We start from the raw sequence: 25542 nt of genomic DNA, 5'->3' as shown, positions 1-25542 counted from the left end.
TCCGGGTCAGCCAATCACGCGGAAGTATTCGTCCAGCGCGCAGCGTGTGGTGACGGTGCGGTTCACCGGCGCGTCTTCATCCGCATAGCCCAGGGCCATGCCGCACACCACCACACTCTTGTCATCCAGACCCAGGTGGCGGCGAATCAGGCTGGGGTAAGACGCCAGAGCACCCACCGCACACGTTGCCAACCCACGCGCATGCGCCGCCAGCATCAGGCCGTACAGCGCCATGCCCAGGTCCATGTAACCGCCGCTGCCAAAGTCGCGGTCAATCGTCACCACCAGCGCCACCGGCGCATCGAAGAAACGGAAGTTGCGCTCAAACTGCTGGTCCCGCCCGGCCCTGTCATCCCGCTCGATCTGCAACGCGCCATACAACGCCCGCGCCGCCGCCACCTGCCGGCGCCTGAGCACCGAAGGCATGGGCTTGGGAAAGTACGCGTAGTCCTCCACCTCCTGCTGCCCCGCACGGAATGCCTGCACCAGGTCATCACACAGCACAGCACGCACCGCGCCCTGCACCGCGTAGAACATGCCGGGCTGCAGGTTTGCCCCGCTGGGCGCCTGACGCGCGCTCTGCAACACGTCGCGCAGCACGTCATCGGCCACGGGGGTGGGCTGGAAGGCGCGGATGGAGCGGCGGGAGTTGACGAGAGTGTGGAAGGGAGCAGGCGGCGTCACAAAGGGTCGAAAAGGAAAATGGGGCAACCCCCATTATCTGCCCCACGGTCACGCCTAATCGTCTCTGTCCCATGCCTGCATCAGATCGGGCGGAATCATGGTTGCAACCTCTGAGAAGCGTTTGCCCCACATACGGTCCGCTTGCTTGATGAGAATGGCGACGGGGCTGCTCGGTTCATGGTGTTCAATCCATGCGCGCACTTGCTGCAGGAGCACACGAATTTGTTCCCGCTCTTGGGCAACATAGCCCTGCGTTTGCAGAGGTAGGGTCATGGCGACTGATCGCGTGTCACGTTCGGATGCGCCGTGATCACTGAACAGCAATGCTGCGTCTTGCGCACCGGACATTCCTGAAGCTGCAAGCTTGTGTGCATCTTCTTGTCGGACTTCGTCTGCGTAAGTCTTGACGCCGCGCTCCGGCGCGTCGGCAAAGGAAGCCAGTGAAGACAGCAGCCGCAGCAACGCCCCCAGATCAGGTGCATCTTCATGCAACGAAGCTTTGCTCCATCGGTCAATGCCCTGCACGCACTGGCCACAATGCAGCAAGGCATGCAGGCTGGCGTCTCCCCGCGTGAACAAGTCTGCCAGTTGGCGTTTGACGCCGTCCGGGTCCAGCGCATAGGGTGGACGCGGGAAGGCAAAGGCACGCTCCACATCACGCACACTCAGACGAAAGGCCGTACTGCTGCTGACAAGCACATCGCGTACATCACCCAACAAGCCGTCAGGGTCACACAAGGCGGCCAGGGCGTTGGATCGCACAGCAGGATCATGCTGACCCCAAGCGGCATCCAGCACCGCCCTTCGCATGGCTGTTCCATTTATCAGGTACTCCGTACACCGCGTATTCGGTCTGCAGCAGTTTTCTGCTGACTACGTCAGGGTCCTGAAATGGAAGAATTCGCATCACACAATCGGCCTCCCTGTGCGGAAGGCTATACAGGCGCGGCTCCGTCAACAGTTCAACCACGATCCCGGGATACAGCTGAGAGAATTCGGCAATCACCGGGGTCAACAGCAAATTTCCAAACCAGTCGGAGCAGGACACCCTGAGCAAACCGGACAGCAATGCCTCCGCTCCAGACAATTCGCGCTCTGCGGCGATTGCCTCCGCCTCCATTCTTTCTGCGCGCAACAGAAGCGCTTGGCCTTCATCGGTTGGAACAAAACCGAATTGCGTGCGTTGGAAGAGTACGTGACCCACCGTTTTTTCCAAGGACTTGAGCCGTCGACCCATGGTAGGTTGTGTTTGACCCAACGCGCGCGCAGCTGCCCCCAGCGTTCCCTCCCGCGCAATGGTCATGAAAACTCGAAGATTATCCCAGTCCATAAGTCATGCATTTTTGCATGGAAACATTACGCGAATATGGATTCCCATACTAATTTTGCTAGCCTACATTCGCTTCTTCAATCAACTGGAGATACCAAATGTCAGTCCAAACCATGCGTGCATTGCAAGTAGACACACCAAACGCCGCCCTCAAACACATTGAACTGCCTCTGCCCAACGCCGGGTCTGGGGAAGTTGTCGTCAAAATCCGCGCCAGTGGCGTAAATCCCCTGGATATCAAGATCCGGGCAGGCTCCGCCGCACATGCGCAACATCCGTTCCCAGCCATTTTGGGAATGGACTTGGCTGGCGAAGTCCATCAAGTCGGAGAAGGGGTCCGCAATTTCTCCGTGGGCGACCGGGTGTGGGCCATGGCCGGTGGAGTGGGCGGTGTTCAAGGCTCAATGGCAGAGTACGCCAGCGTCGACGCCCGCCTCCTGGCCAAAATGCCTCGGAATCTTTCGATGCGGCAAGCCGCAGCCATGCCGTTGGTTGCCATTACCGCTTGGGAAGGCATTGTGGACATAGCCAACGTTAAAGCCGGGGACAAGGTCCTTGTGATCGGTGCGGCTGGTGGCGTGGGTCACATGGCACTTCAATTGGCAAAGGCGCGCGGCGCAGAAACCTACGGCCTTGACAGCGCAGACTCTGCTGGGTATTTGCGCTCCATTGGCGCCACTCCGATCAACCGGGAAACACCTGTCAGCCACTTCGCCGAACAATACACATCCGGAAAAGGTTTCGATGTTGTCTATGACTGTGTAGGTTCCTTGGACACCGCCTTTCAGGCTGTCAGAACTTTTGGAACCGTAACAAGCTCCCTGGGCTGGGGGACTCACTCCCTGGCACCTCTATCGTTCCGTTCTGCGCGGTATGCCGGCGTGTTTACCTTGCGCCCCCTTCTTACGGGGCAAGGCAGAGAAGCACACGGGAATATCCTCTCGGAAGTGACAAAGTTGGTGGAAGCAGGAAAGGTATCTCCACGCCTGGATGACCATCCATTCTGGCTCCATGACGCAGACACGGCACATGAGTGGGTTCGCTCGGGTCAAGCCAATGGCAAAGTGGTGATAACGGTCTCTGAATAGCAAAGACCGGGTGCACCTCAGTCACGGGAACTAAAATACGGCCTTGCCTGCCCGCTGGGCAAGCTCCTCCTGAACGCAGGCCGTTCCCCCAAACCTCCACCCGCTGCCGCATGAAAGACCACTACACCGCCCTGGGCCTGACCAGCTCTGCGACGCGGGCCGACGTCAAGAAGGCCTTTCGCCAGAAGGCGTCGCAGTACCACCCAGACCGCAATACGGATGCGGATGCACCGGCACGCTTTCGCGCCGTGCAGGAGGCCTATGAGGTGCTGTCGGACGATGCCAAGCGCCAGGCCTACGACGACAACCGCCGCCGCAATCTGCTGGACAACCCGGCCGAGACGGCACGCGACATCTGGCAGGCCTACTTTGAACCCCTGCGCCAAACGGCGCGCTGACACCATGAACATCTCTCCCTTTTTCCACAACCTGCGCTCCGCCTACCAGGCCGAACTGGATGATCTGCGCTCCGACTCCGAAGGGCACGACGTGCTCAAAAAACGCCTGGCTGAGAAGCGACGCGAGCTGGGCTTTCTGGTCCAGATGATGGAACTCAGCCCGGAGATGGTCGCTGTGGTCTTGCACCAGGCACTGCGCTTTGCCAGCCCCGCCGCCATGGACCATCTGGTGGCGCAGGATGCGGATGACCTGCCGGACTGGGACAGCATCAGTGGCACGGTGGATGTCGCCCCCTGGGCGCAAGAGACCGTGCAAACCATTTTGAAGGAACCCATGGGCGAATGGTTCATGACCATCGCCAGCGCGCTGGAGTACATGCAGCACAAACCGCTGTCGGCGTCCGAGCGGGCGCAACTGGAAGACCAGGACGAAGACGGTGCCGAAGACCACGATGCGCGCCGTGAAGAACGCCACGACGACAACCACACCGAAGACCACGACGAGGAAGAAGCCGATGCACAGGCCCGCGAGGACGCCGGCAACGACTGGCTGGCCGAGCAAGGCTTTGACCGAAAAGAATAAGGCCCCCACGGTCGCCCACTGCGTGTGGCTTCCTGTCCCCCAGAGGGGCCGCAAGCCAGCTTGGGGCGGCCCGGTGCTGGCTTAATGTACTGAAGAGGACGAATATATGAATGCGCTTGCCCTGATCCAAAAAACCCAAAGCCTGATCGCAGCGGGTGACATCGTGGCCGCCGAAGCGGCGCTGGTGGAGCTGGCCGATACCGAAGGCGACCGCGCCCTGATGGTGGTGCTAGAGCAGTTGCCGCCCAAGGACATCCTGGCGGTGATTCGCGAGTACGACAACTCCAAGGAATCGGTCATCAACCTGCTGGTCACGCCCGAGCAGTTTGCGCGTGCCGTGGTCATCGAGAAACAGTACAAGGACCTGAGCCGCACCCACCTGCGCGGCATGATGAACTCCATCATCTTCCGCGAAGACTCCGACCCGGTGGAGTTTCTCAACGCCATCGGCGACCTCGAAGGCGGCTCCGAAGCGCTGGCCGACTACTTCACCGAGAAGTGGAGCCGCATCGAGGCCTTTGCGCGTAGCGGCACTTTTGATGCCGTGGAAGATGATGGCGACATCCTGTCAGAGACGGCCCTGCTCGCCAATGCCTACATCAAGCCGCGCGTCGAAGAGGACGAGGTCGCCGACCAGGACTGGATGCAGATGGCTTGGCTGCTGCGCCACGACTGCCCCGACCTGTTCGTGGAAATGCTGCTGGTGCTGCGCGCCAAGGCCCGTGCACACGATCTGGGCCTGGGCGATGAAACTGAGGCCGAAGAAGATGATGGCAAGGTGGAGACCAGCGATACCGATCGCGGCAAGGCCACACCGGCTGCGCTGGAAGGTGATGAAGAGTCGGCCATTTGATGCAGGGGCACCAGCACACCATGTCCGACGACCAAGGCGCCACCCCCGCAGTCCAGCACGTTGCGCTGTTTGATGCCCGCCCCTTCTTCGAGAAGGTGCTGGTCTACGGCCTGCAGCACGGCCTCATCGACCAGGCCAAGCTCGACGCCATTCAGACCGACGCGCCCAAGGGCATGGTGCAGATTGCGCGCTACTTCGGCAGCGAGTTCCTGCGCCCGGAGCTGGAAAAGGCGCGCGACCGCATCGTCAACCTGGTCAGCCTGAGCCTGGAGCTCAGCAGTGGCGGGGACCTGCGCAAGGCGGCCGAGACACTGCGTGACAACAGCTTTCTGTCGCGCTCCAAGAACGCCTCGGACATGCTTAAGGCGTTGATCGCCATGCCACAAAGCAGCCACTTTGGCATGAACGAGCACGGCGGCTTCACCGACGATCACATCCCGCAACTGGCCAAATGGTCCTTGCGCAGTCTGGCCGACTACCAGTCCGAACTGGCCAAGCGCCAGCAGGTGGCCCAGGTCATCCAGGCCGCGCTGTGGTTTGCCGAGCAACTGGACATGGACGCCGAGGAACTGGAAGACGCGGGCCGTGATGCCGAGGCGGTGATACGCACCGCGCTGCTGGCGATGGCCACCCGGCAGACACGTTTCCCAGACTGGGTGACCTTCCAGAAAACAATAGCCGCGCTGCGCAAGAAGGCGGCTGCCTCCAAGGTCACCAGCCTGTCCATCCCCCTCCCCAAGGAGCTGCCTGCCGAATTCAAGGCAGTGGTGGACGGTGTGCGCAAAAGCATCGTCTCGGACATGCCCAAGATATTGGACAGCACCTTGCCCGCGCGCAAGCTGTTTGACCAGACGCCGGCCTTCATGGGTCGCTACTTCTGGGTGGAAGACGCCTTGAGCGAAGTGGATGACTTCGACCGTGCTGCCTCTGCCGCCTGGAACAAGGCCACCGGCGGACACAGCGATGACAGCTCCCTGCTCACGCTGTTCCTCAGCATTGCCGCAGGCAGCGCCCACAAGACCCTGTTGACTCCCAAAGCCGCAGCGGCTCTGGTACGCAAGATCCGCAAGTCCGGCCTCAAGCCCGAACTGGTGACGCAGTACATCCTGGGCAATGCGCCCGCCGAGTTCCAGAACGACTACCTGCAGATGTGGCAGGACTTCCTGGAAGACGCGCAAGGCCGCCTGCTGAGCGACCATGACTACGAGCTGCATGACGCCATGGCGCTGTTGCGGCGGGACTGCAATATCGCGCCGGGCTAATGGAAGTCCCGACTCACCGTACTCAGTTCCCCCAGCAGGTGCGTCAGGTCCACCAGCCGCTTGGCCACCACGTGGCGCACCTCGCCGCCGCTCTCATCGTCACGTTGCCACACGCCGTACACCGCCATCAGGCGAGCGTGATAGATCACATCGCGAAAGCTTTCTTTCACCGCCTTCCAGACAATCACGTTGACGCTGCCGGTTTCGTCTTCCAAGGTGACGAAGACCACGCCCTTGGCGGTCTGCGGCTGCTGCCGAGCGGTAACGATGCCGCAGGCGCGCACCAGGCGGCCGCTGGGGTAGAAGCGCATCTGCTCGGCGGTTAACAGCCGCATGGCACGCAACTGCTCGCGCAGCAAGGCCACCGGATGGGTGCGCAGCGTAAGGCCCACTGCGGCGTAGTCAAACACCACCTCCTCGCCCTCTTCGGCGGCCTGCAGTTGCAGCGCCGCTTCTTCAATCGGCACGCCTTGCAGCAGGACTGGCGCGGCACGCAGGGCGGAGGCGTCCCACACCTGCTGGCGGCGGTGGCCGCTCAGGCTTTGCAGGGCGTCTGCACTGGCCAGCGCGCGCAGGTCGGCTACATCCAGCTGGCAGCGCAAGGCCATGTCTTGCGTATTCGCAAAAGGTGCCTGCTGCCGCTGCTGGCTGATGCGCTCGGCCACCTTTTCTGAAAGCCCCTTGACCATGCGCAGGCCCAATCGCACGGCAGGCTGCTCCGGCACGCCTTCGGCGCGATTGCGCGCTGCAGGCGCATCCGGCTCGCAGGCCTCCAGGGTGCAGTCCCAATCGCTGCGCACCACATCGGCCGCGCGCACCTGCACACCGTGGCGCTGCGCGTCCTGCACCAGTTGGGCCGGGCCGTAGAAGCCCAGCGGCTGGCTGTTGAGCAAGGCGGCCAGAAAGCAGGCGGGCTCATACCACTTGAGCCAGCTGCTCGCATAGACCAGCAGCGCAAAACTGGCCGCATGGCTCTCGGGGAAACCGTACTCCCCGAACCCTTCAATCTGCTTGAACAGGCGCTCGGCGTATTCCCGCGGATACCCCCTGTCCTCCATGCCCCCCACCAGCCGGTCATAGAACTTGTGCACACCGCCCTTGCGCTTCCAGGCCGCCATGGAGCGGCGCAACTGGTCCGCCTCGCCGGCGGTAAAGCCCGCGGCCAGCATGGCGATCTGCATCACCTGCTCCTGGAAAATGGGGACCCCCTTGGTGCGACTAAGCGCTTCATCAAGCTGGGGGAACTCGGACTTTTGCTCCCCTTCGCGGGCCCGTGCCTTCAGGTACGGATGCACCATACCCCCCTGTATGGGCCCAGGCCGCACGATGGCCACCTCCACCACCAGGTCATAAAACTCTTGGGGCCGCAGGCGCGGCAGCATGCTCATCTGCGCGCGGCTCTCGATCTGGAACACGCCAATCGTGTCGGCGCGGCTGATCATGGCGTACACCGCCGGGTCTTCGGCGGGAATGTCCTGCATGCACTTCGGGCTGCCGCGCGTCTGCCCAATCAGCTGCAGGCAGCGGCGTATGGCGCTGAGCATGCCCAGGGCCAGCACATCCACCTTCAGCAGACCCACGGCATCCAGATCGTCCTTGTCCCACTGGATGACGCTGCGGTTTTTCATGGACGCGTTCTCCACCGGCACCAGCCGCGTCAAAGGCCCCTGCGTGAGCACAAAACCGCCCACGTGCTGGCTCAGGTGCCGCGGAAAACGCTGCAGTTCGCTGGCCAGGCTAAGCCAGAGTTGCAAACGGCGTGGAGGGGGAATCATGAAACCATCCCCCGCGCCCGGAGCCTGGAGGGTGGGGTGCTCAGCTCCGTGTCCCCCGCCCGCTTTGCAGGCTCCTCCTTTACCTGCGCTGAGCGCCCCACCCTCCAGGCTCCTTGAATCGGTGGTATCCGCAGAACCCGAAGAACCCGCTCTTTCAATGGCACTCTGCAGCCGCTCCACCAGCAACTCACGGCTGTACATGCCCGGATGCTCCTTGGCCATGGCGTTGATCAGCACCTCCGGGATTTCCAGTGCGCGGCCCACATCGCGCAAGGCACTGCGCGGGCGGTAGTGGGCCACCACCGCGGTGATGGCGGCGCGGTCGCGGCCATACTTTTCGTAGATGTACTGGATGACCTCCTCGCGGCGCTGGTGTTCAAAGTCCACGTCAATGTCGGGCGGCTCGTCACGCTCGCGGCTGATGAAGCGCTCGAACAGCATCTTCATGCGCGAGGGGTCCACCTCGGTCACCCTCAGGCAGTAGCACACTACCGAATTGGCCGCCGACCCCCGCCCCTGGCACAGGATGCCCCGGCTGCGGGCAAAGCGCACCAGGTCGTGGACGGTGAGAAAGTACATCTCGTAGGACTTCTCGGCGATCAGGGCCAGCTCGTGCTCCATCTGCCTGCGCACATCCTCAGGAACCCCTCCTGCAAAGCGCTCGCGCGCACCCTCTTCGGTGTACTGGCGCAAGGTCTGGGCCGGAGTGTGACCGGGCAACACAGCCTCCATGGGGTACTGGTAGCGCAGCTCCTGCAGGGTGAAGGTGCAGCGCGCCGCAATCTGCAGCGTGGCCGCCAGCAGTTCCGGGGGAAAGAGCGCCGCCAACCGCGCACGACTGCGCATATGCAACTCGGCGTTGGCCTGCAGTTCAAAGCCACACTGCGCCACCGGCAGCCCCACGCGCACCGCGGTCAGCACGTCGTGCAAGGGCTTGCGCGAACGCACATGCATGTGCACATGGCCGGTGGCAACCAGCGGCAGGTCTGTGAGCCGGGCGAGCTGCTCTACGCGGTACTGGCGCAAGGCATCGTCACCACACAGGCGGTGCGATACCGCCAGCCAGGTGTTGGCCCCGTAGAGTGTGCGTACGCCGCTGCACACCGCATAGGCCGATTCCATGGTCAAGGCATCCAGCCCGGTCAGCAGGATTTCGCAATCAGCCAGGGACTGCTGCTGCACATCGGCCCAGGTCACGCGGTACCGCCCCTTGGCCGCCGCCATGCGGGCATGTGTGATGAACGCACACAAATTACCCCAGCCCTGCAGGTTGTGCACCAGCGCCACCAGCGTGAACACACCACCACCTGGCAACTGCACCCGGAATTCGGCGCCCAGCACAAGGTGCACGCCCAGCTGCCGCGCCTCCTCATACGCGCGCACCACGCCAGCAACCGAGCATTCGTCCGTGATGGCCAACGCCTGGTAGCCCAGCGCGCGGGCGCGCTGGACCAGCTCCTCCGGCTGCGAGGCGCCGCGCTGGAAGCTGAAGCTGGAGAGGCAATGCAGCTCGGCGTAGGCGGGGAATGGGGAGGCGGCGGACGGCATAAATACTGTATTTATACACAGTATCCGCAAACCCCTGCCCCACGTCAAACAAGCCGCTGTCAGGGCTTTGTCAATTTGGGGAGCGACGCTCGAAGGCGCACTTCTTGATGATGTGCGTCAATTCCCCAAAACCAAGACTGGCCTAGACTCCGCAACAGCACCTCAAGCGCCAGCAGTCATCAGGAGATTTGCCTTGCTATCCGCCTACATCACGCACGTCGACTGCACACGCCATGAAATGGGCGCGGGGCACCCGGAATGCCCGGAACGTCTGGGGGCCATCAATGACATGTTGCTCACCAAAGGCCTGCTGGATTACATGCACAGCTACGACGCGCCCCTGGCCACCGAGGCGCAGCTAGCGCGCGCCCACACGCCGAACTACATCCACACCATCCTCAACTCGGCGCCCGAGGAGGGCTACCACCGCGTCGATCCGGACACCAGCATGAACCCCTATACCGCCCTGGCCGCACTGCGCGCTGCGGGTGCTGCGGTGCAAGCCACCGATCTGGTGCTGTCGGGCGAAGTGCCCAGCGCGTTTTGCTCGGTACGCCCACCCGGCCACCATGCCGAACGCGGCGCGGCCATGGGGTTCTGCTTCTTCAACAACGTGGCCGTAGGTGTGCTGCACGCCATCGAACACCACGGCCTGGAGCGCGTGGCGCTGATCGACTTTGACGTGCACCATGGCAACGGCAGCGAAGACATCCTGCAGAACAACCCCAAGGTGCTGATGTGCTCGATCTTCGAGACCGGGCTCTACCCCTTCTCGGGCGAGAACAGCACGGCCCACAACATGGTCAACATCGGGCTGCCACCGCGCTCGGGCTCCGACAAGTTCCGCGAAGCCGTGACCACCCACTGGATACCCGCGCTGGATGCCTTCAAACCCCAGCTGATCTACATCTCCGCCGGCTTCGACGGTCACCGCGAAGACGACATGGGCAACCTGGGTCTGGTGGAAGCCGACTACGAATGGGTGACCAAGCAACTCATGTCCGTGGCCCAGCGCCATTGCCAGGGACGCGTTATTTCCTGCCTTGAAGGAGGCTATGTCTTGAGCCCGCTGGCACGCAGTGCCACGGCACACGTCAAAGTTCTTATAGGCGCTGATTGAGACCATGGACAAACACTACCTCTCCCCCCTCTTTGCCCCACAATCGATTCTGGTCTTCGCCGGCTCCACCGGGAACCCGGAGAGCCTCACACTGCAGGCCAGCCAGCTGATTGCCAACCTGAAGGCGCAGACCTACAAAGGCACGCTGCACTTTCTGGACATCCACAGCAGCGGCACGCTGGCCGAGCTGGCGCAAAGCCGGGCGGACTTGGCCATCATCGCCTTGCCGGCGGACGAGGTTGTCGCCGCACTGGAGGTGGCCGGGCGCATGACCTGCCGCTCGGCCGTCATCATTTCCAGCGGCATCAGCGCCGAACAGGCAGCAGCCTTGAAGAAAGTGGCCAAGCGCGAAAACGTGCAACTGCTGGGCCCCAACTGTCTGGGCTTTCAGAACCCGCTGCTGCAACTCAATGCCAGCGTGGCCGGCGACCTGGCCAATAGCGGTTCGCTGGCACTGGTGTCGCAATCGGGCGCACTCACCGCCTCCATGCTGGACTGGGCCAGCAAGAATGCGGTCGGGTTTTCATCCGTGGTTTCACTGGGCCCCAACACCGCAGTGGACATTGCCCAGGTACTGGACTACCTGGCCAACGACGCCCGCACACAAAGCATCATCGTGTACCTGGAAGGCATCTCCAATGCGCGCCGCTTCATGAGTGCCCTGCGCTCAGCAGCCAATGCCAAACCGGTGATCGTGCTCAAGGCCGGGCGCAAACCTGCGGGCAACCAGGCGGCGCAAACACACAGCGGCACCATCGTCGGTAGCGACGACGTATTCGACGCCGCCCTGCGGCGTGCTGGCGCCGTGCGCGTCACCTCGTTTGTGGAACTCTTCTCCGCGGCCAAATGCCTGGCCTCGCGCTACCGCCCGGTGGGGCAGCGCCTGGCCATCGTCACCAATGGAGGTGGCCCGGGCGTGCTGGCGGCAGACTGGGTCAATGAAATCCATCTGCACCTGGGCAAGCTCTCGGAACAGTCAGCCGCCGACCTCAAGGCCAAGGTGCCGGAACTGGCGTCGCTGACCGACCTGATCGACCTGTCGGAAGAGGCCTCGGCCGAGCACTACAAGGCCGCCGTCATTGCTGCCGACCACGACGCCTCCATAGACGGCGTGCTGGTGATCTTCTCGCCCAAGACCGGCGCAGACTCCATCGGCATCGCCAAGGCCATGGCGGAGATCAAGAAGTCCATGGGCAAACCGCTGCTGTCCTGCTGGATGGGTGATGCCACCGTGGGCGAGGCACGGGCCCTGCTCAACGCAGCGGCCATTCCCACCTTCCGCACACCGGAGGCGGCCGTGGGTGCCTTTGGCAACATCGCCACCTTCTACCAGAACCAGCGCCTGCTGCAGCAGACGCCGCCCCCCTTGTCCACGTTGGGCAAACCCGACATCGAAGGCGCGCGCCTCATCATCGAGAGCGTGCTGGCCGAGCGGCGCAAGGTGCTCACCGAGATGGAATCCAAGACGCTGCTGTCGTGCTTCCACATACCAGTGACGCAAACCATTCTGGCGCGCAATGCCAGCGAGGCCATGATGATTTCGGCGCAGCTGGGATTCCCGGTGGCGCTCAAGATCGACTCGCCCGACATCAGCCACAAATCGGATGTGCAGGGCGTGGCGCTCAACATCATGAACGCCACCAGCGCGCGCGACAACTACAACGACATGGTGGAGCGGGTGCGGCGCATCATGCCGCAGGCCCGCATCAATGGCGTGACGGTGCAGAAGATGGCCCATGCGCGCCGTGGCCGCGAAATCTATGTGGGCCTGGTCACCGATGATCCGTTCGGCCCGGTGATCGTGTTCGGCGCGGGCGGCACCATGATCGAATTGCTCAACGACCGTGCCATGGAATTGCCACCGCTCAACCAGTTCCTGGCGCGCCGCCTGATAGACCGTTCGCGCGTGTCCGAGACCCTGGGCGAATGGCGCGGCGCCACCGCAGTGGACATGGACGCGCTGGAGCAGGTGCTGTTGCGCGTATCGGAAATGGTGTGCGAATTGCCGCACCTGCGCGAGATGGATATCAACCCCATCATCGTGGACGAGTCTGGTGCCGTGGCAGTGGATGCGCGCATCGTCATTGACAACGCGCCCCAGGCCAGCAGTGGCCGCGCCAGCGACTACCACCACCTCTCCATCCTGCCCTACCCGGCCCGCTACGAGAAAACGCTGCCCCTGCGCGGTGGTGGCGAGTACACGATTCGCCCCATCCACCCGGACGACGCCACCATGCTCAAGAAGCTGGTGAGTGAGCTCTCGCCGCAGAGCCGCTATTTCCGCTTTGTATCGAGCATGGCCGAGTTGCCACCCGCCATGCTGGCGCGCTTCACGCTGATCGACTACGACCGCGAGATGGCGTTGGTGGCCATCATCAAGGAACGCACCGCCGACCAGGATGGTGAAATCACCGAGACCGAGCGCCTGGTGGGTGTGTCACGCTATGTGACCAACCCCGACCAGTCGAGCTGCGAATTCGCGCTGGTGGTGGCGGACGACTTCAATGGCAAGGGCATGGGCTCACGCCTGATGGAAAGCATCATGGACGTGGCCCGCGAAAAAGGCCTGAGCGAAATCGAAGGCCTGGTGCTGGCCAACAACTCCGGCATGCTCAAGCTCATGCGCGGCCTGGGTTACCACGTGAAGAGCTATCCGGATGATCCGGATTTCAAGCTGGTCACGCACAGTCTCTAGGCTCTTCACATCCAGGCCACGCTTTTGTCTCACGCTTCTTCGGACAGGAGGGCGTTGTAGACCAGCGCCCCCAGCACCGCACCGGCAATCGGTGCAACCCAGAACAGCCACAAGTCACCCAATGCACCGGTTTGCGCAAACAGCGCAGGGCCGGTGCTGCGCGCCGGGTTGACGGAGGTGTTGGAGACGGGAATCGACACCAGGTGAATCAGCGTCAGGCACAGGCCAATGGCCAGACCACCAAAACCACCGGCGGCTTTTTCCGCAGTGGCGCCCAGAATGACGACCAGAAAGATGGCCGTCATCACTACCTCACACACCAGCACGGACAGCATGCCGAAGCCGCCGGGCGAGTTGGCACCGTAGCCATTGCTGGCAAAGCCCCCCACGCCCTGGAAACCGGTCTTGCCGGAGACGATCACGTACAGCACTGCGGCGGCGGCAATCGCCCCCAGCACCTGCGCAATGATGTAGCCCGGCAACTCGGCGGCGGAGAAACGCTTGCCTACGACCAGACCAATCGATACCGCGGGGTTGAAGTGCCCGCCCGAGATGGGGCCGAATGCGTAGGCGCCCGTGACCACGGTCAAGCCGAAGGCCAGAGACACACCCAGCAGGCCAATGCCTACCCCTGGAAACGCAGCCGCCAGAACGGCGCTGCCGCAGCCCCCCAGTGTGAGCCAGAAAGTCCCCAGGAATTCGGCTGACCACTTTGCTTTGTTACCGACCATTGTTATTGCTCCTTTGCTGCGTCAGTTGAAGTTACATGCAAACGGGGCGAAATACGCCCCGTTTGCATTAGATCATTAGATGATTGATTGCCTACTTCGCGCAAGCCTGGCCCTTGACCGGGTGGTTGCCTTTGGCCTTGGCTTCCGCCTCGCTCATGTATTCGCCGGACTTGGTCTTTCCATAGAACTTGGAGCCTTCACAGTGGTAAGTCTTGGAGCTGCTATTGACCCAGACCTTACCTGCGCCACCAGCAGTGGCTATCTTGGCGGGAGCAGCGACACTGGCTTTGGCTGTAGGCGCAGTGGTGGTGGCCGTTTGAGCCCATGTGGCTGCGGCACAGAGTATGCCGATCACGATGACCAACGAACGCATTCTTGTTTTTTTCATGGTGTTTACTGCCGTGGCACATGAAACGTAGCTTGTGTATATGCGCTTTCTCTACTGGCTTTGATTTTTCGCAAACACATCCATATGTATCTATTGTGAAATTGCTACTAGGTATTTCCCTAGGCAACTACATAAAGGTATTCCATATGAAAAAACACGTTCTGACCGCTTTGGCTATCGCTGCCGCCTCTTTGGTAAGCACGCAGGCATTTGCACAAGCCAAGGAAGGACCGTGGATGGTTCGCGCACGCGCAGTCAGTCTCTCCAGCGCCAATACAGACTCCACCGGCTTGGGCTTGAGCGTCAATGACATCGTTCTGCCCGAAGTGGACTTCAGCTACTTTTTCACACCGAATATCGCCGCAGAACTGATTCTGACGGTGCCACAACAGCATGATGTGCGTTTGAACGGCAACAAGATCGGCACACTCTCGCAACTGCCTCCCACTCTGCTGGTGCAATACCACTTCAACCTCAACGGCTACAAGCCTTATGTGGGTGCCGGTATCAACTACACCAAGTTCACTGCCAATGACATTCTGGGCGGCGCGGTGACGACCGACGGCTCCAGCTGGGGCGGCGCGTTGCAAGTGGGCGTGGACATTCCTCTGTCGGGCAATATGTACTTCAACTTCGACGTGAAGAAGGTCCTGATTGGTACCAACATCAACGCGGGTGGCAATAGCCTGGGTTCGTTGCGCGTGGATCCTCTGCTGGTCGGTGTGGGTCTGGGCTGGCGCTTCTAAGCCGGCTTTCACAGCTTCACAGCAACCACGGCGTTTGCATCAAGCAAACAGGCCGTGCAGGAACCAGCGCAGACCCGGCTCCGCGCTGGTTTTTTTGTGGGCGTGTGTGCGCCCCAGGCGTTCACGGTAAATCCACACCAGACCGGCATGCTCGCTGCGCGCCACGAAGTAGTCGCGCAGTGCGATGCTGTTGTCTTCGAGCCAACCGGCTTCAATGCGCTGCGGCCCGGCCAGCAGTATCAGAGGGCCGTGGTACTGCGGGCATTGCTGCTTGACGCCAAGCGGCAACGGCACCGGTAGCAGCCATGTGGGCAACAGCGCGTTGTCCAATCCCGCATCACCTCCCATCTGCGCTGCGCCATGTGTTGCGTTGGCGCGCACGCATGTCGGAGCAGACGACGGTTTGCCGGATGCGGATGACCAAGGTGCCCACACTTGCATGTGTTCCGGGCAGTGTCGTTCCTGCTGCTGCACGCACGTTACCTGCTCGCGCCCCAGGCGTGCACCCAGGCGTTCCAGCATCTGGTGCAGGCTGTCGCCCTTGCGCACGTCCTCTGGCAACAGACTGTGCGACTCGCCGTGCAAGGCCTGTGTTTGCACGGTACGCAAGTGCAGATAGAGCACAGGTGCCGGCAGTGTGACCTGCGCCAGTTGCTCACCCAGCAGGCGCTGCAGGTGTTGCATATCCTGCGTGGGCTCTGCCGTGCGCACCAGCATGCGCCCTTGTGAACTGCCATCATGGTAGGCATCGATGTGCTGGGCGTTGGAGCGTCGTGCATCCAGTTCCCACAGCAACTCCAGTTCCTGCACGCCACGCTGGCGTGCACGCAACCACACCAGCAATTGCGCCAGCAAGCGGCGTGCACCGAACAGCAATGCACTGGCCGACTCCACTGCAGCAGACAGTTCCAGCCGCTGAGCAAACACATCGGGCAATGTGAGCCACGGATAGACCTCGGGGCGCTGACCATAGGCGCAATCCAGCGCGTCCACCAGCCCCGCACCAAAGCGCCGCACCAAGCCGCCGCGTGGCAGGGCACGCAGCTGCCCCCAAGTGTTGCAACCCAGACGCTGCAGGGTTGGCAGGTGCTCGCGCGCGGCCGCCAGGGTATGCAGCGGCAAGCTGTGAATGGGCGCGTCCGGCGCACGGGCCCACAGCCGCGCCAGGGCCAGCAGAGCAGTCGCCCCTTGTGCATGGTCCAGCATCACACACGCCTCGCTTTCCAGCAACTGCTGCAGCAGCGCTGCGCGGCCGCCAAAGAGCCGCTCGCTTTGGGACACCTCCAGCACCAGCGATGTGTCCATGCGCGCCACCAGCGGGGTGAAGCGCAAGGCCCACCAGGCCAGTGCCGTGTCCGCATCTACCAGTACCGCAGCATCTGCGCCGGCAACGGGTACAAGCGGTTTATGCGAAGGCTGCAGTGCGATCCAATGCATAGGCCTGGCTTGATGCGAGTTGTACCTGCATGCGCGCCGAACGCGCCTGCAGATGCAGCGGTTTGTCCAGTGGCGGTCCCCGGCGCTTGAGCAGATGGATCTGCAGCGCGTCCGCTTCCTGCTGGGGCTGAACCTGCAGCCGCAGCGCTGCCGGTGAGGCATCTGCAAACGCAGAGGCCGGCCGCATGACAAACAACAATTTGCTGTGCTCTGCCGCGGCCATCTGCAAGCGCCTGAGCTGGTCGCTGCGCACCTGTGGCAACCACGCCAGCACTGCGTCCACATCGGCACAGCGCAGCGCCTGCTCGCAAGCCCACAGGCGAGAGCCCACGGGCTGCGCGCCAACCGACAGCAAGCGGTGCGCAACCAGCCCCTGGGCCGCCAGAGCAGGCACAAACGGCACATGCGGCGGCGCCACCAGCACCACCGGACCTTGCCCGCAATGCGCCAGCGCGGGCAGCAACAGACGCCACTCACAGTGCACGCCCACAGGCTGCAGGATTTCCGTCAGCGCCCCCACCGGCCAGCCCCCACCGGGCAGCTGCGCATCCAGTACCGCATCGCCCGTGGCCTGCACCTGCTGCACAGGCGAAGCCAGCGCGTGCGCGTGCCAGACATCGGCATGGATGCCGTGCAGCGAATCGGCGGAGGTACGCGCCAAGGCAGACATGGCAAGGCTTACTTCGAAATACTGTACATTTAAACAGTATAACGATGCAGCCCTTTTTAAGCCACCTACCGCATCAAATCTTCGATGGCATCAACCACCATATTGGAGCCCACCGCCACCAGCAGCACATCGTTGAGGACACGCACATAGCGGTAGCCCGCAGGCGGAAGACCTATTCGGACCACCACATCTTGCGGCACGGGGTAGACCACCACGTCACGCTCCAGCCGCTGTCCAAGCTTCCATTTCTTGGCTTGTCCGGGCGGTTGGCATCCGTTGTGTTTCTTGGCCAGTCCCGGAGGGCACTTGCCAGCCCGCCCCTGGGCTTCGTAATACTCGGATGCAGCGGCACGCTGGCGCTCACCGAAATAGGCTCCGATCTGGATATCCACGTTGGCCTGCTCTTCCTGCGCCTGCTTCTTCTTGCCTTTGCCATTGCCAGCCCAGTCGGGTTTTTCAGCCAACACGGGTGAAGACAGCGCTGCAAGGCAAAGCAGCAGTACGAGTGAGGAAGTTTTCAGGGTAGAGGGGTTGTTGAAGTGGGTCATGGTTTATTTTCGTTGGGGTTGGTATCTGAAAAAACGCGCTATTTTTTGCCGCCGCCGTGGCTGCCTCCGTCACCGCCGCCGTTGCCACCCGCATGCGACCCATCGGCGGAATCACCCTTTCGGGCATTCTCTCGGCTATTGGATTCATGCTTTTCCTTCTGGCCGGCTTGATCGGTCTTGGAAGCGCTGACCAGCGCGCCCAGCTTGAAGCCCAATGCATGGGCAATCTGTCCCCATCCCATACCGGCACTTCGCTCAGACAGCACACCCGTCATCTGAACTTGTGAACCGGTGGGACTGGTGACGCTGCCCCCATTCAGGGCCGCCGCCAGTTGCGCCGGGCTTGGCTGGGTAATGCCTGCCTTGCTCAACTCGGCCTTTGCCAGGGAAAGTGCAATATTCACCTCCCCCGGGCTCAGCTTGGCCGTCGCCGGAGTGAACGTGACTGGCTGATTGGTTGGGGTTTGCACGCCAGTTGGAGCCAGTGTCACGCTCTGACCGCTTTCCAGGCCCTGAACCAGTGCCTTTGCGTTGCTTTGAGAGCCCGCAAAGGTGCTGTAGGAGCTGACCAACCGGGATGTGGACGTTGTTGCCACGGGCCTGTCTTCCACCTTGACAAGGGCTGTCTGCGCGGATGCGCCGAACAGACTGCAGACCAGTAACACTGTTGCAATGGATTGCTTGGACATGGAAATCTCCTCCAAATCGGCAAATGTGCCGTTTTCCCATTCTATGAGTCAGCAGAGGAAATTCCGGGGATGTAATGTTTGCTTACAACTCTTCCCGACGCTCACACATGCACCGTGTGTTGCCCGATCTCGGGCCAGCGCCGACGGATCACCAGCCAAGCCACCACGCCAATGCATGCCAGCCCGACCGACGTGGCTGCCAGTGCAACGGTGGAGTGCATGACCAGGGGCGAGATCAGACCAGCCACCACGCCATTGGCCGTGGAGCCAATGAACATCTGCAGGCTCGACGCCATGCCGCGCCGCTCAGGGTGCAGGTCCAGCACCAGCAGAGTGACCACCGGCACCATCATGGCCCAGCCAAAGGCGAAGATGCACATGGGCAACATGGCCCATCCCACATGCGGGGCAAACAGCATATTGGCCAGCAGATTGATCACACCAATGCCCAGCATGATGAGAAAACCATTGCGGATCTGGCGCTTGGGACTGAGCTTGCCAGCGACCTGCCCGCTCACCCACGCCCCGGCCATGATGCCGCCTATGGTCAACAAGAAAAACCAGAAGAAATGCGCTGGCGGCAGCCCCAGATGATCCCCCAGGAACACAGGCGCGCTCAGCACATACAGAAACATGCCGTTGAACGGGATGCCGCTGGCCAGCGCCAGCAGAAAGAAACGCGGATCGGAGCCCAGCTTCCAGTACCCCGCCAGCAAATTCCTAGGATGGAAATGCTGGCGTTGCGCCACATGCAGTGTCTCGGGCAACAGGCGGTAGATGGCCAGCCACAAGACCACCCCGACGCCGCACAGAAACCAGAAGATGGCCTGCCAGCCGGCGTGCACCAGCAACCATCCGCCCAACATGGGCGCAATGGCTGGCGCCGCACCAAAGAAGATGGTGACCTGGCTCATGACCTTCTGCGCCTGCGACGGGGGATACATGTCGCGCACGATCGCCCGTGACACCACGATGCCTGCGCCCGTGGACAGCCCCTGCACGGCACGGAAGAAGACGAGTTGCCCGATGCTATGGGCCAACGCGCAACCGATCGAGGCCAGCGTGAAGGCGGTCAGGCCCCACAGCACCACCGGTTTGCGCCCCACACTGTCGGAGATGGCGCCATGAAACAGGCTCATGAACGCAAAGCCAAACAGGTAGGCCGACAAGGTCTGTTGCATCTGCACCGGCGTGGCCTGCAGTGACAAAGCGATTCCTGAAAAGGCCGGCAGATAAGTGTCTATGGAGAACGGCCCCAGCATGCCCAGCAGGGCCAGCAATATGGCAAATGCCCACTGCGGTGCGCGCCATATGGTGTGTGCGTCTGGATTCATTACGTCATTGGAACACGCCGCCGCAAAGCCCCTGCGCCGCTGGCTCTTGGGGCTAACGTGAATAGGGAAATCACCGAATCGCCTCGGTGATTTATCCGGACAATGCCTGTCATACCCACAAGAAAACAAGGAGAGGTACGTGGCGACAAGTAATCTGATGCTGGACTATGTTTACGCGCATGAAGCTGCGCGTTCGGACCACATCTTTCTGTCGCAACCATTGGGCGGTGGCCAGGTGAAAGACTACACCTGGGCCCAGACCATGGACCAGGCACGGCGCATGGCCACGCACATCAAGTCGCTGGGCCTGGAGCCAGGCGCGCGCATTGCCATACTGTCCAAGAACTGTGCCCACTTCTTCATCGCCGAGTTGGCCATCTGGCTCGCAGGCGGCACCACCGTTGCAATCTACCCGACAGAAACTGCCACCACCATCCGCTTCGTGCTCGAACACAGCGGCGCCAGCCTGCTGTTTGTTGGCAAGCTCGACACATGGCAGCAGCAGGCCGCAGGCGTGCCAGCCAGCCTGGCCTGCATTGCCATGCCACTGGCACCCGCGACTCCATTCGAAAGCTGGGACTCGATTACCCGACGCACTTCACCACTGACCGGCAAGGTCCAGCGCGCGCCCAACGACATTGCCTTGCTGATGTACACGTCCGGCTCCACCGGCGAACCCAAGGGCGTGATGCACAGCTTCCAGGCCGCCACCGATGCCAGCGTAGGCATGTTCCATTACTTGCAGCAGTACCTGAAGGCGGAAGAGGAAATGCGGGTGCTGTCCTACCTGCCGCTGGCGCATATTTTTGAACGTGCCTGGATCGAATGCGCCTCGCTGGTGGATGGCCGCACGCATGTCTTCTTCGCCGAATCGCAGGAAACCTTTCTGGCCGACCTCAATCGTGCGCGGCCTACCGTATTCCAGTCGGTGCCACGTTTATGGCTGAAGTTCCAGCAAGGAGTTTTTGCCAAGATCCCCGCCAAAAAACTGGACCGTTTGCTCAGCATTCCGCTGTTGGGAAGGCTGGTTGGGCGCAAGGTGCTCAAAGGCCTGGGGCTGGATCAAGTCATGCTGGCTTCGAGCGGCTCTGCTCCGATTCCCGCCGAGCTGATCCACTGGTACCGTCGCCTGGGTCTGAACCTCATGGAAGGCTACGCCATGACCGAGGACTTTGCGTACTCGCATGCCTCGACACCGCAATTCAATGCGCCGGGCTGTGTAGGCATCCCTTTGCCTGGCGTGGAAGTGCGAATGGGTGATGACGGCGAGGTGCTGATCAAGTCGCCCGGCTGCATGGTGGGCTACTACAAACGGCCGGAGCTCAATGCGGAGGTGTTTACCCAGGACGGTTTCTTTCACACCGGAGACAAGGGCACCCGCACTGCTGACGGTCTGCTGATGCTGACCGGCCGCGTGAAAGAGATCTTCAAGACATCCAAGGGCAAGTACGTGGCGCCGGCCCCCATAGAGAATCTGCTCAACACCCACCCACTGGTCGAAATGAGCATGGTCTCGGGCATGGGCCAGGCATCGGCTTTCGGCATGGTGGTGTTGGCGGAAGATGTGCGGCCCCGCGTTGGTACACCCGAAGTGCGGGCCGAGGTGGAGCGCGCCTTGACCCAATTGCTCAAGGACACCAACAGCGTACTGGCCGAATACGAGAATCTGCGCATGCTGGTGGTGGTGCCGGAGCCCTGGTCGGTGGAAAACGGGTTCCTCACCCCGACCATGAAAATCCGACGTAATCGCATCGAAACCTCTGTAAATCCCCAATTGGCAACGTGGTACGAAAACCATGCTTGCGTTCACTGGGCCTGAATGCAGTTGACCACCTGGGCCAAGCCGTGCACGATGCGGGCTCCTGGGGGGAGTAATGAACGCAAGTACGAGCGGCTTCAAGCGAGAGTATCTGGATACCCATGCCACGGTGTTTCAAACTGGTGATTCGGGGGATGCAGCCTACGTCATTGAAAGTGGTTGCGTCGAGATACTGAGCGGCCCGCCGGACACGCCCGTGCGTCTGGCGGTACTGGCTGAAGGCGCCATGTTCGGTGAAGTGGCCTTGCTGGACCACCAACCTCGCACAGCCACCGTCAAGACCCTCATGCCCACCAGCCTGATCCGCATTGACCGTGTGCACGTGGAGGAACTGCTGGTGCGCGCAGATCCGGTAATCCAGTACTTGCTGCGCCTGTTGCTGGAACGCTTTCGCAGCAGCAGCGGCAAGACCCCATCTGCGTCCGGCACGCCGGCCAACCTCAACGTCGCCGGTGAGCACTATTCCACGCCCGACCTGCATGCAGCGGCCGTGAGAACCCTGTCCCTGGCGCACGACCTGTCCGCGGCCATTGGCTCAAGCCAACTGGAGCTGTTTTACCAACCCATCATCAGCCTCTCCAGCAACACCGTGAACGGCTTTGAGGGCCTGGTGCGCTGGCGCCACCCGACCATGGGGCTGGTCAATCCCGACGAGTTCATTCCCCTGGCTGAGAAAACCGGCCTGATCCACCGCATCGGCGACTGGGTGCTGCGCCGGGGCATGCTCGACTGGCCCCGCCTGCGGGAGCTATGCAATCCAGCGCCGGGACAAACGCCCTTTGTCAGCCTCAACCTGTCGGGCCCGGAGTTGTGCCAGGACGGCATTGTGGAAAGTGTGCAGCAGCGCCTGGGCGCCATGGACATGCCGCCCCACGAGCTGCGTATAGAACTCACCGAAACCACGGTCATCACCAGTCTGGACCAAGTGACCGACATCACCCAGCGTCTACGCGCCTTGGGCGTGGGCATTGCATTGGACGACTTTGGTACCGGCTATGCGGGCCTGGATTATTTGCAAACCCTGCCGTTTTCCAGTCTCAAGATCGACAAGAGTTTTGTGCAGCAGATGCACACTTCGGAGCGCAGCTTTCAGATCGTCAAGGCCGCACTGGAGCTCTCCAAACGACTGGGCCTGAGCAGCGTGGCAGAAGGCATCGAAGACCGCGAGACGGCGACGGCACTACTGCGCATGGGATGCGATTACGCCCAGGGTTATCTGTTTGCCAAACCCATGCCATTGGAAATGGCCTGCCAGTGGACACCCCGGTTCTGACGACAGAAGCGCTACTGTTGTTGTGACGGTCCGAACAGCTCGGCTCGCGTGGGCGGCTGGCAGCCCGCGCGCGTGCAGTTGATGGCCGCCGCACGCATGGCGTTTTGCAGAGTGGATGCGACCCGCGCGCCAGCGCCGTTCTGCTCCAGCGTCCATTCGGCCAGGCAGTTGCCCCAGAACGTGTCCCCAGCTCCCACCGTATCCACCACACGGACCTTGGGCGCCACATCTTGCGCCACCTGGCCATCCACACTAAGCCAAGCGCCGTCTGCACCAAAGGTCAACGCAACCCGGCTGGCACCGTGGGACGCAAACGACTTGGCAATGTCCGCTGCCGTGTGCTTGCTGGCATCGGCAAATCCCAGCAACTGCAGATCCTCGTCGCTGGCCTTGACCCAGTCGGCCAGAGACACCACCGACGTGACCGCAGCCACATACTCCGACAGATCCGCTGCCAGCTTGGGGCGCAGATTCACATCCACACTCACTACCCAACCCTGGGCCTTTGCGCCTTGCAGGACCGCCAGCACCTTTTCGTGCTCGGGCGGCACCAGCATCAGGGAACCGGTATGCAATACGCCTGGCGTCCCCACCGAAAGCGCGCGCAGGACTTCGTCCACACGGTAATCGCGGTCGGCAATGCCTTCGCGGTAAAAACCATAGCTGGGCTGTCCGTTCTTCACCTGGACCACCGCCAGCGAGGTCGGTAGCCGGCTACTGCCCAAGGTGGTTTGCACCTGGTCCTTGCGTAACTGGGCCAGCATCTGTTCACCAAACTGGTCCTGCGAAAAACGATTCAGAAAGTGAACGTTTGCGCCCCGCAGTGCCGCTGCCCGGGCCAGATTGAACGGGCTGCCGCCCACATGGGGATGCAGCAGACCGTCTGGCGTGGCAACACAGTCCATCAAAGCTTCACCAAGTACGTAAATGGATGTCATGGGATGCGCTATACCAAAGGATTGAGGGGATGGAACATGGATGATGCCGGGGTTGTATGACACCGGCACGCCACCGGGCGCTGAATGCCAGCGAATTTTGCCACTACATTAGCCATTCGCCGACCTACGCAAAGGTAACTACCGTGAAACTGTTTCTTGATTCCGCCCTGCCCGCTTCCTGGGCCCTGCCCGCTTCCTGCCCTCCGGTGCAAGGGGTGACCACCAACCCCAGCCTGGTCCTGCAGGCCGGGCTGAGCGTGACGCTGTCAACTTACACCGGGCTGCTGCAGGCTGTGGCAGACGCGGGCTTGCCCGAGCTGATGCTGCAACTGCCAAGGCCTGATGCCACGGAGGCTCTTCAGTGGCTGGACGTGCTGGGCGCCAAGGCGGCGGATGTGGGCGTGACACTGACCATCAAACTGCCTTGCCACACGGACTGGCTGCCTTGCATCCGGGCCATGCAGTCGCGCGACCAGGCTATATTGTTGACCGGCCTGTCCAACCCCGTACAACTGCTTTGGGCGCAGGCCCACCAGGCCCAGTATGTGGCGCCGTATATTGGCCGCCTGGTAGCAGACGGACGCGATGTCTGGCCCCTGATGCAGGCCTGCGTGGCCCTGCAGAACGAAGGCCCGGCACTGCTGGCTGCCAGCATCAAGTCGCCCGATGTGCTGGCGCGGCTGATTGCCTGTGGCGCAGCCGCAGCCACCTTGCCGCCGTCGAGTCTGGTGGAATGGGCAGGCGACGCACTGACCGAAGCGGCCATGGCCCAGTTCGAAAAAGATGTGGCCTCCAGCCAATCCAAGCCTGCACTGAGCTGAGCCGGACCGTCTGCGCCCGCCGTGGAGCAGGCATGAAAAAGGCCACCCGCTTGCGCTGGTGGCCTTTTGTTTTTGGAGCCGCAAGGGCTCCGTTAAGCGGCTTGAATTACTTCTTGCGGCTGTTGGTCTTCACGGCATTCAGCACGTTGTCGGTCACGGCATTGGCTTGCTTTTCGGCAACTTCCACAGCCTTCTTGGCAGATGCCTTGGCGGTGTCCAGTGCGTTCTGGCTTGCGGCCACAGCGGACTTCACCACGGCCACCACGGACTCAGTACCGGCAGGTGCATTCTTGGCCAAGTTGTCCAGCGCAGCGGTAGCGGACTTCTGGGCTTCGGCAAACTTGCCTTCGGCAGCAGCAGTCAGTTCAGCGCTGGTTTCGGAGGCGATGGCATAGACAGAGCGACCGTAGGCGATGGACTTTTCAGCCAGGGGCTTGATCAGCGAAGCTTGGGCAGCCAGTGCGTCAGTGGGGGACTTGGCGCTCAGCACGGAAGTCAGGTCAGCCGTGTCAAACAGGGCGGACTTGGTCGCAGCCAGGTTCAGTGCGACCAGCTTTTCAAAACCGGCAAATGCGGAAGCAGCCAGGGCTTGGGCTTCAGCAACGGCTGTCTTGTTGGCGGCCAGGATTTGTTCAACGTTCAATGTAGTCATGAGATTCTCCAATAAGGGTTAAGAAACTTCTGCGCTACAAACTTTGACCGGATCACCTATGCTGCAGTGCAGCATGGACGCAATCTTACGGCGATTTCTGCCGTATGCAAGCATTTTTTGCTGCAATGCAACATATTAGAGGCAAACTCCTAGACCCCGC

The 25542-nt window shown here is 61.8% G+C and carries 24 protein-coding genes; 11 read left to right on the top strand and 13 right to left on the bottom strand.

The window, feature by feature from the left end; all coding sequences use genetic code 11:
• Nucleotides 1-6: 6 nt before the first annotated feature.
• Genes AAGF34_RS12725 through AAGF34_RS12715 form a run of 3 tightly spaced genes read right to left on the bottom strand, consistent with a single transcriptional unit; the run spans nucleotide 7 to nucleotide 2014 of the window.
• On the bottom strand, nucleotides 7-684 hold the full coding sequence (locus tag AAGF34_RS12725) for a nitroreductase (protein ID WP_342620973.1): 678 nt from the start codon (nucleotides 682-684) through the stop codon (nucleotides 7-9).
• Between the two features lie 54 nt (nucleotides 685-738).
• Complete coding sequence (locus AAGF34_RS12720) at nucleotides 739-1494, bottom strand: hypothetical protein (RefSeq protein WP_342620972.1); 756 nt, start codon at nucleotides 1492-1494, stop codon at nucleotides 739-741.
• Nucleotides 1454-2014, bottom strand: a complete 561-nt coding sequence (locus tag AAGF34_RS12715) for a LysR family transcriptional regulator (protein WP_342620971.1) — start codon at nucleotides 2012-2014, stop codon at nucleotides 1454-1456. The genes AAGF34_RS12720 and AAGF34_RS12715 overlap by 41 nt, the downstream gene beginning before the upstream one ends.
• Before the next feature lie 98 nt (nucleotides 2015-2112).
• On the opposite strand from AAGF34_RS12715, the gene AAGF34_RS12710 reads away from it, so the two are divergent.
• The 5 genes from AAGF34_RS12710 to AAGF34_RS12690 all read left to right on the top strand — a co-directional run bounded on the left by AAGF34_RS12710 (nucleotide 2113) and on the right by AAGF34_RS12690 (nucleotide 6198).
• Nucleotides 2113-3102, top strand: a complete 990-nt coding sequence (locus AAGF34_RS12710) for a zinc-dependent alcohol dehydrogenase family protein (protein WP_342620970.1) — start codon at nucleotides 2113-2115, stop codon at nucleotides 3100-3102.
• A 110-nt stretch (nucleotides 3103-3212) separates the two neighbouring features.
• Complete coding sequence (locus AAGF34_RS12705; RefSeq protein ID WP_342620969.1) at nucleotides 3213-3500, top strand: DnaJ domain-containing protein; 288 nt, start codon at nucleotides 3213-3215, stop codon at nucleotides 3498-3500.
• 4 nt (nucleotides 3501-3504) lie between these two features.
• Complete coding sequence (locus AAGF34_RS12700) at nucleotides 3505-4083, top strand: hypothetical protein (RefSeq protein ID WP_342620968.1); 579 nt, start codon at nucleotides 3505-3507, stop codon at nucleotides 4081-4083.
• Between the two features lie 106 nt (nucleotides 4084-4189).
• The gene (locus AAGF34_RS12695; protein WP_342620967.1) at nucleotides 4190-4936 is read left to right on the top strand and encodes a hypothetical protein; all 747 of its coding nucleotides are present in this window, start codon (nucleotides 4190-4192) and stop codon (nucleotides 4934-4936) included.
• Between the two features lie 20 nt (nucleotides 4937-4956).
• Nucleotides 4957-6198: a hypothetical protein gene (locus AAGF34_RS12690; RefSeq protein WP_342620966.1), complete on the top strand. Its 1242-nt coding sequence runs from the start codon at nucleotides 4957-4959 to the stop codon at nucleotides 6196-6198.
• Here the strand turns inward: AAGF34_RS12690 and AAGF34_RS12685 are convergent.
• Nucleotides 6195-9521, bottom strand: coding sequence for an error-prone DNA polymerase (locus AAGF34_RS12685; protein WP_342620965.1), 3327 nt, complete (start codon nucleotides 9519-9521; stop codon nucleotides 6195-6197). The two genes, AAGF34_RS12690 and AAGF34_RS12685, sit on opposite strands and share 4 nt — an antisense overlap.
• A 193-nt stretch (nucleotides 9522-9714) precedes the next feature.
• Between AAGF34_RS12685 and AAGF34_RS12680 the strand changes: the two genes are divergently transcribed.
• Together AAGF34_RS12680 and AAGF34_RS12675 are read left to right on the top strand one after the other, a co-directional pair.
• Nucleotides 9715-10641: a histone deacetylase family protein gene (locus AAGF34_RS12680; RefSeq protein WP_342620964.1), complete on the top strand. Its 927-nt coding sequence runs from the start codon at nucleotides 9715-9717 to the stop codon at nucleotides 10639-10641.
• 4 nt (nucleotides 10642-10645) lie between these two features.
• Entirely contained in the window at nucleotides 10646-13336 is a 2691-nt protein-coding gene (locus AAGF34_RS12675) for a bifunctional acetate--CoA ligase family protein/GNAT family N-acetyltransferase (RefSeq protein ID WP_342620963.1), read from the top strand.
• A 29-nt stretch (nucleotides 13337-13365) separates the two neighbouring features.
• On the opposite strand, the gene aqpZ is transcribed toward AAGF34_RS12675, so the two are convergent.
• Nucleotides 13366-14067 (bottom strand): aquaporin Z, encoded by a 702-nt coding sequence (gene aqpZ / locus AAGF34_RS12670; protein WP_342620962.1) that lies wholly within the window; start codon nucleotides 14065-14067, stop codon nucleotides 13366-13368.
• 91 nt (nucleotides 14068-14158) lie between these two features.
• Nucleotides 14159-14455: a hypothetical protein gene (locus tag AAGF34_RS12665; RefSeq protein WP_342620961.1), complete on the bottom strand. Its 297-nt coding sequence runs from the start codon at nucleotides 14453-14455 to the stop codon at nucleotides 14159-14161.
• A gap of 146 nt (nucleotides 14456-14601) precedes the next feature.
• On the opposite strand from AAGF34_RS12665, the gene AAGF34_RS12660 reads away from it, so the two are divergent.
• Nucleotides 14602-15201: an OmpW family outer membrane protein gene (locus AAGF34_RS12660; RefSeq protein WP_342620960.1), complete on the top strand. Its 600-nt coding sequence runs from the start codon at nucleotides 14602-14604 to the stop codon at nucleotides 15199-15201.
• A 39-nt stretch (nucleotides 15202-15240) separates the two neighbouring features.
• Here the strand turns inward: AAGF34_RS12660 and AAGF34_RS12655 are convergent, their stop codons facing one another.
• From AAGF34_RS12655 to AAGF34_RS12635, 5 genes are all read right to left on the bottom strand, one after another.
• On the bottom strand, nucleotides 15241-16638 hold the full coding sequence (locus AAGF34_RS12655) for a DNA polymerase Y family protein (protein ID WP_342620959.1): 1398 nt from the start codon (nucleotides 16636-16638) through the stop codon (nucleotides 15241-15243).
• Nucleotides 16607-17308, bottom strand: coding sequence for a translesion DNA synthesis-associated protein ImuA (imuA, locus tag AAGF34_RS12650; protein ID WP_342620958.1), 702 nt, complete (start codon nucleotides 17306-17308; stop codon nucleotides 16607-16609). Before imuA ends, AAGF34_RS12655 begins: the two co-directional genes overlap by 32 nt.
• A gap of 65 nt (nucleotides 17309-17373) precedes the next feature.
• On the bottom strand, nucleotides 17374-17856 hold the full coding sequence (locus AAGF34_RS12645) for a hypothetical protein (protein ID WP_342620957.1): 483 nt from the start codon (nucleotides 17854-17856) through the stop codon (nucleotides 17374-17376).
• A 38-nt stretch (nucleotides 17857-17894) separates the two neighbouring features.
• Complete coding sequence (locus tag AAGF34_RS12640) at nucleotides 17895-18545, bottom strand: hypothetical protein (protein ID WP_342620956.1); 651 nt, start codon at nucleotides 18543-18545, stop codon at nucleotides 17895-17897.
• A gap of 101 nt (nucleotides 18546-18646) precedes the next feature.
• On the bottom strand, nucleotides 18647-19879 hold the full coding sequence (locus AAGF34_RS12635) for a multidrug effflux MFS transporter (protein WP_342620955.1): 1233 nt from the start codon (nucleotides 19877-19879) through the stop codon (nucleotides 18647-18649).
• Between the two features lie 139 nt (nucleotides 19880-20018).
• On the opposite strand from AAGF34_RS12635, the gene AAGF34_RS12630 reads away from it, so the two are divergent.
• Together AAGF34_RS12630 and AAGF34_RS12625 are read left to right on the top strand one after the other, a co-directional pair.
• Nucleotides 20019-21698: an AMP-binding protein gene (locus AAGF34_RS12630; RefSeq protein ID WP_342620954.1), complete on the top strand. Its 1680-nt coding sequence runs from the start codon at nucleotides 20019-20021 to the stop codon at nucleotides 21696-21698.
• Between the two features lie 55 nt (nucleotides 21699-21753).
• Nucleotides 21754-22971: an EAL domain-containing protein gene (locus tag AAGF34_RS12625; RefSeq protein ID WP_342620953.1), complete on the top strand. Its 1218-nt coding sequence runs from the start codon at nucleotides 21754-21756 to the stop codon at nucleotides 22969-22971.
• Nucleotides 22972-22982: 11 nt separating this feature from the next.
• Here AAGF34_RS12625 and AAGF34_RS12620 read toward each other — a convergent pair whose 3' ends face one another.
• Nucleotides 22983-23909 (bottom strand): PfkB family carbohydrate kinase, encoded by a 927-nt coding sequence (locus tag AAGF34_RS12620; RefSeq protein WP_342620952.1) that lies wholly within the window; start codon nucleotides 23907-23909, stop codon nucleotides 22983-22985.
• Between the two features lie 143 nt (nucleotides 23910-24052).
• Between AAGF34_RS12620 and AAGF34_RS12615 the strand changes: the two genes are divergently transcribed.
• A complete protein-coding gene (locus AAGF34_RS12615; protein WP_342620951.1) occupies nucleotides 24053-24730 on the top strand; it encodes a transaldolase family protein in 678 nt (225 codons plus the stop codon).
• Between the two features lie 106 nt (nucleotides 24731-24836).
• On the opposite strand, the gene phaP is transcribed toward AAGF34_RS12615, so the two are convergent.
• On the bottom strand, nucleotides 24837-25382 hold the full coding sequence (phaP, locus tag AAGF34_RS12610) for a TIGR01841 family phasin (RefSeq protein WP_342620950.1): 546 nt from the start codon (nucleotides 25380-25382) through the stop codon (nucleotides 24837-24839).
• Between the last annotated feature and the right edge of the window lie 160 nt (nucleotides 25383-25542).

It is taken from the genome of Rhodoferax sp. GW822-FHT02A01, assembly GCF_038784515.1.
Lineage (GTDB): Bacteria > Pseudomonadota > Gammaproteobacteria > Burkholderiales > Burkholderiaceae_C > Allorhodoferax.
Note: the sequence above shows the minus strand (reverse complement) of the source record. Positions and strands in the feature narration are given on the sequence as shown.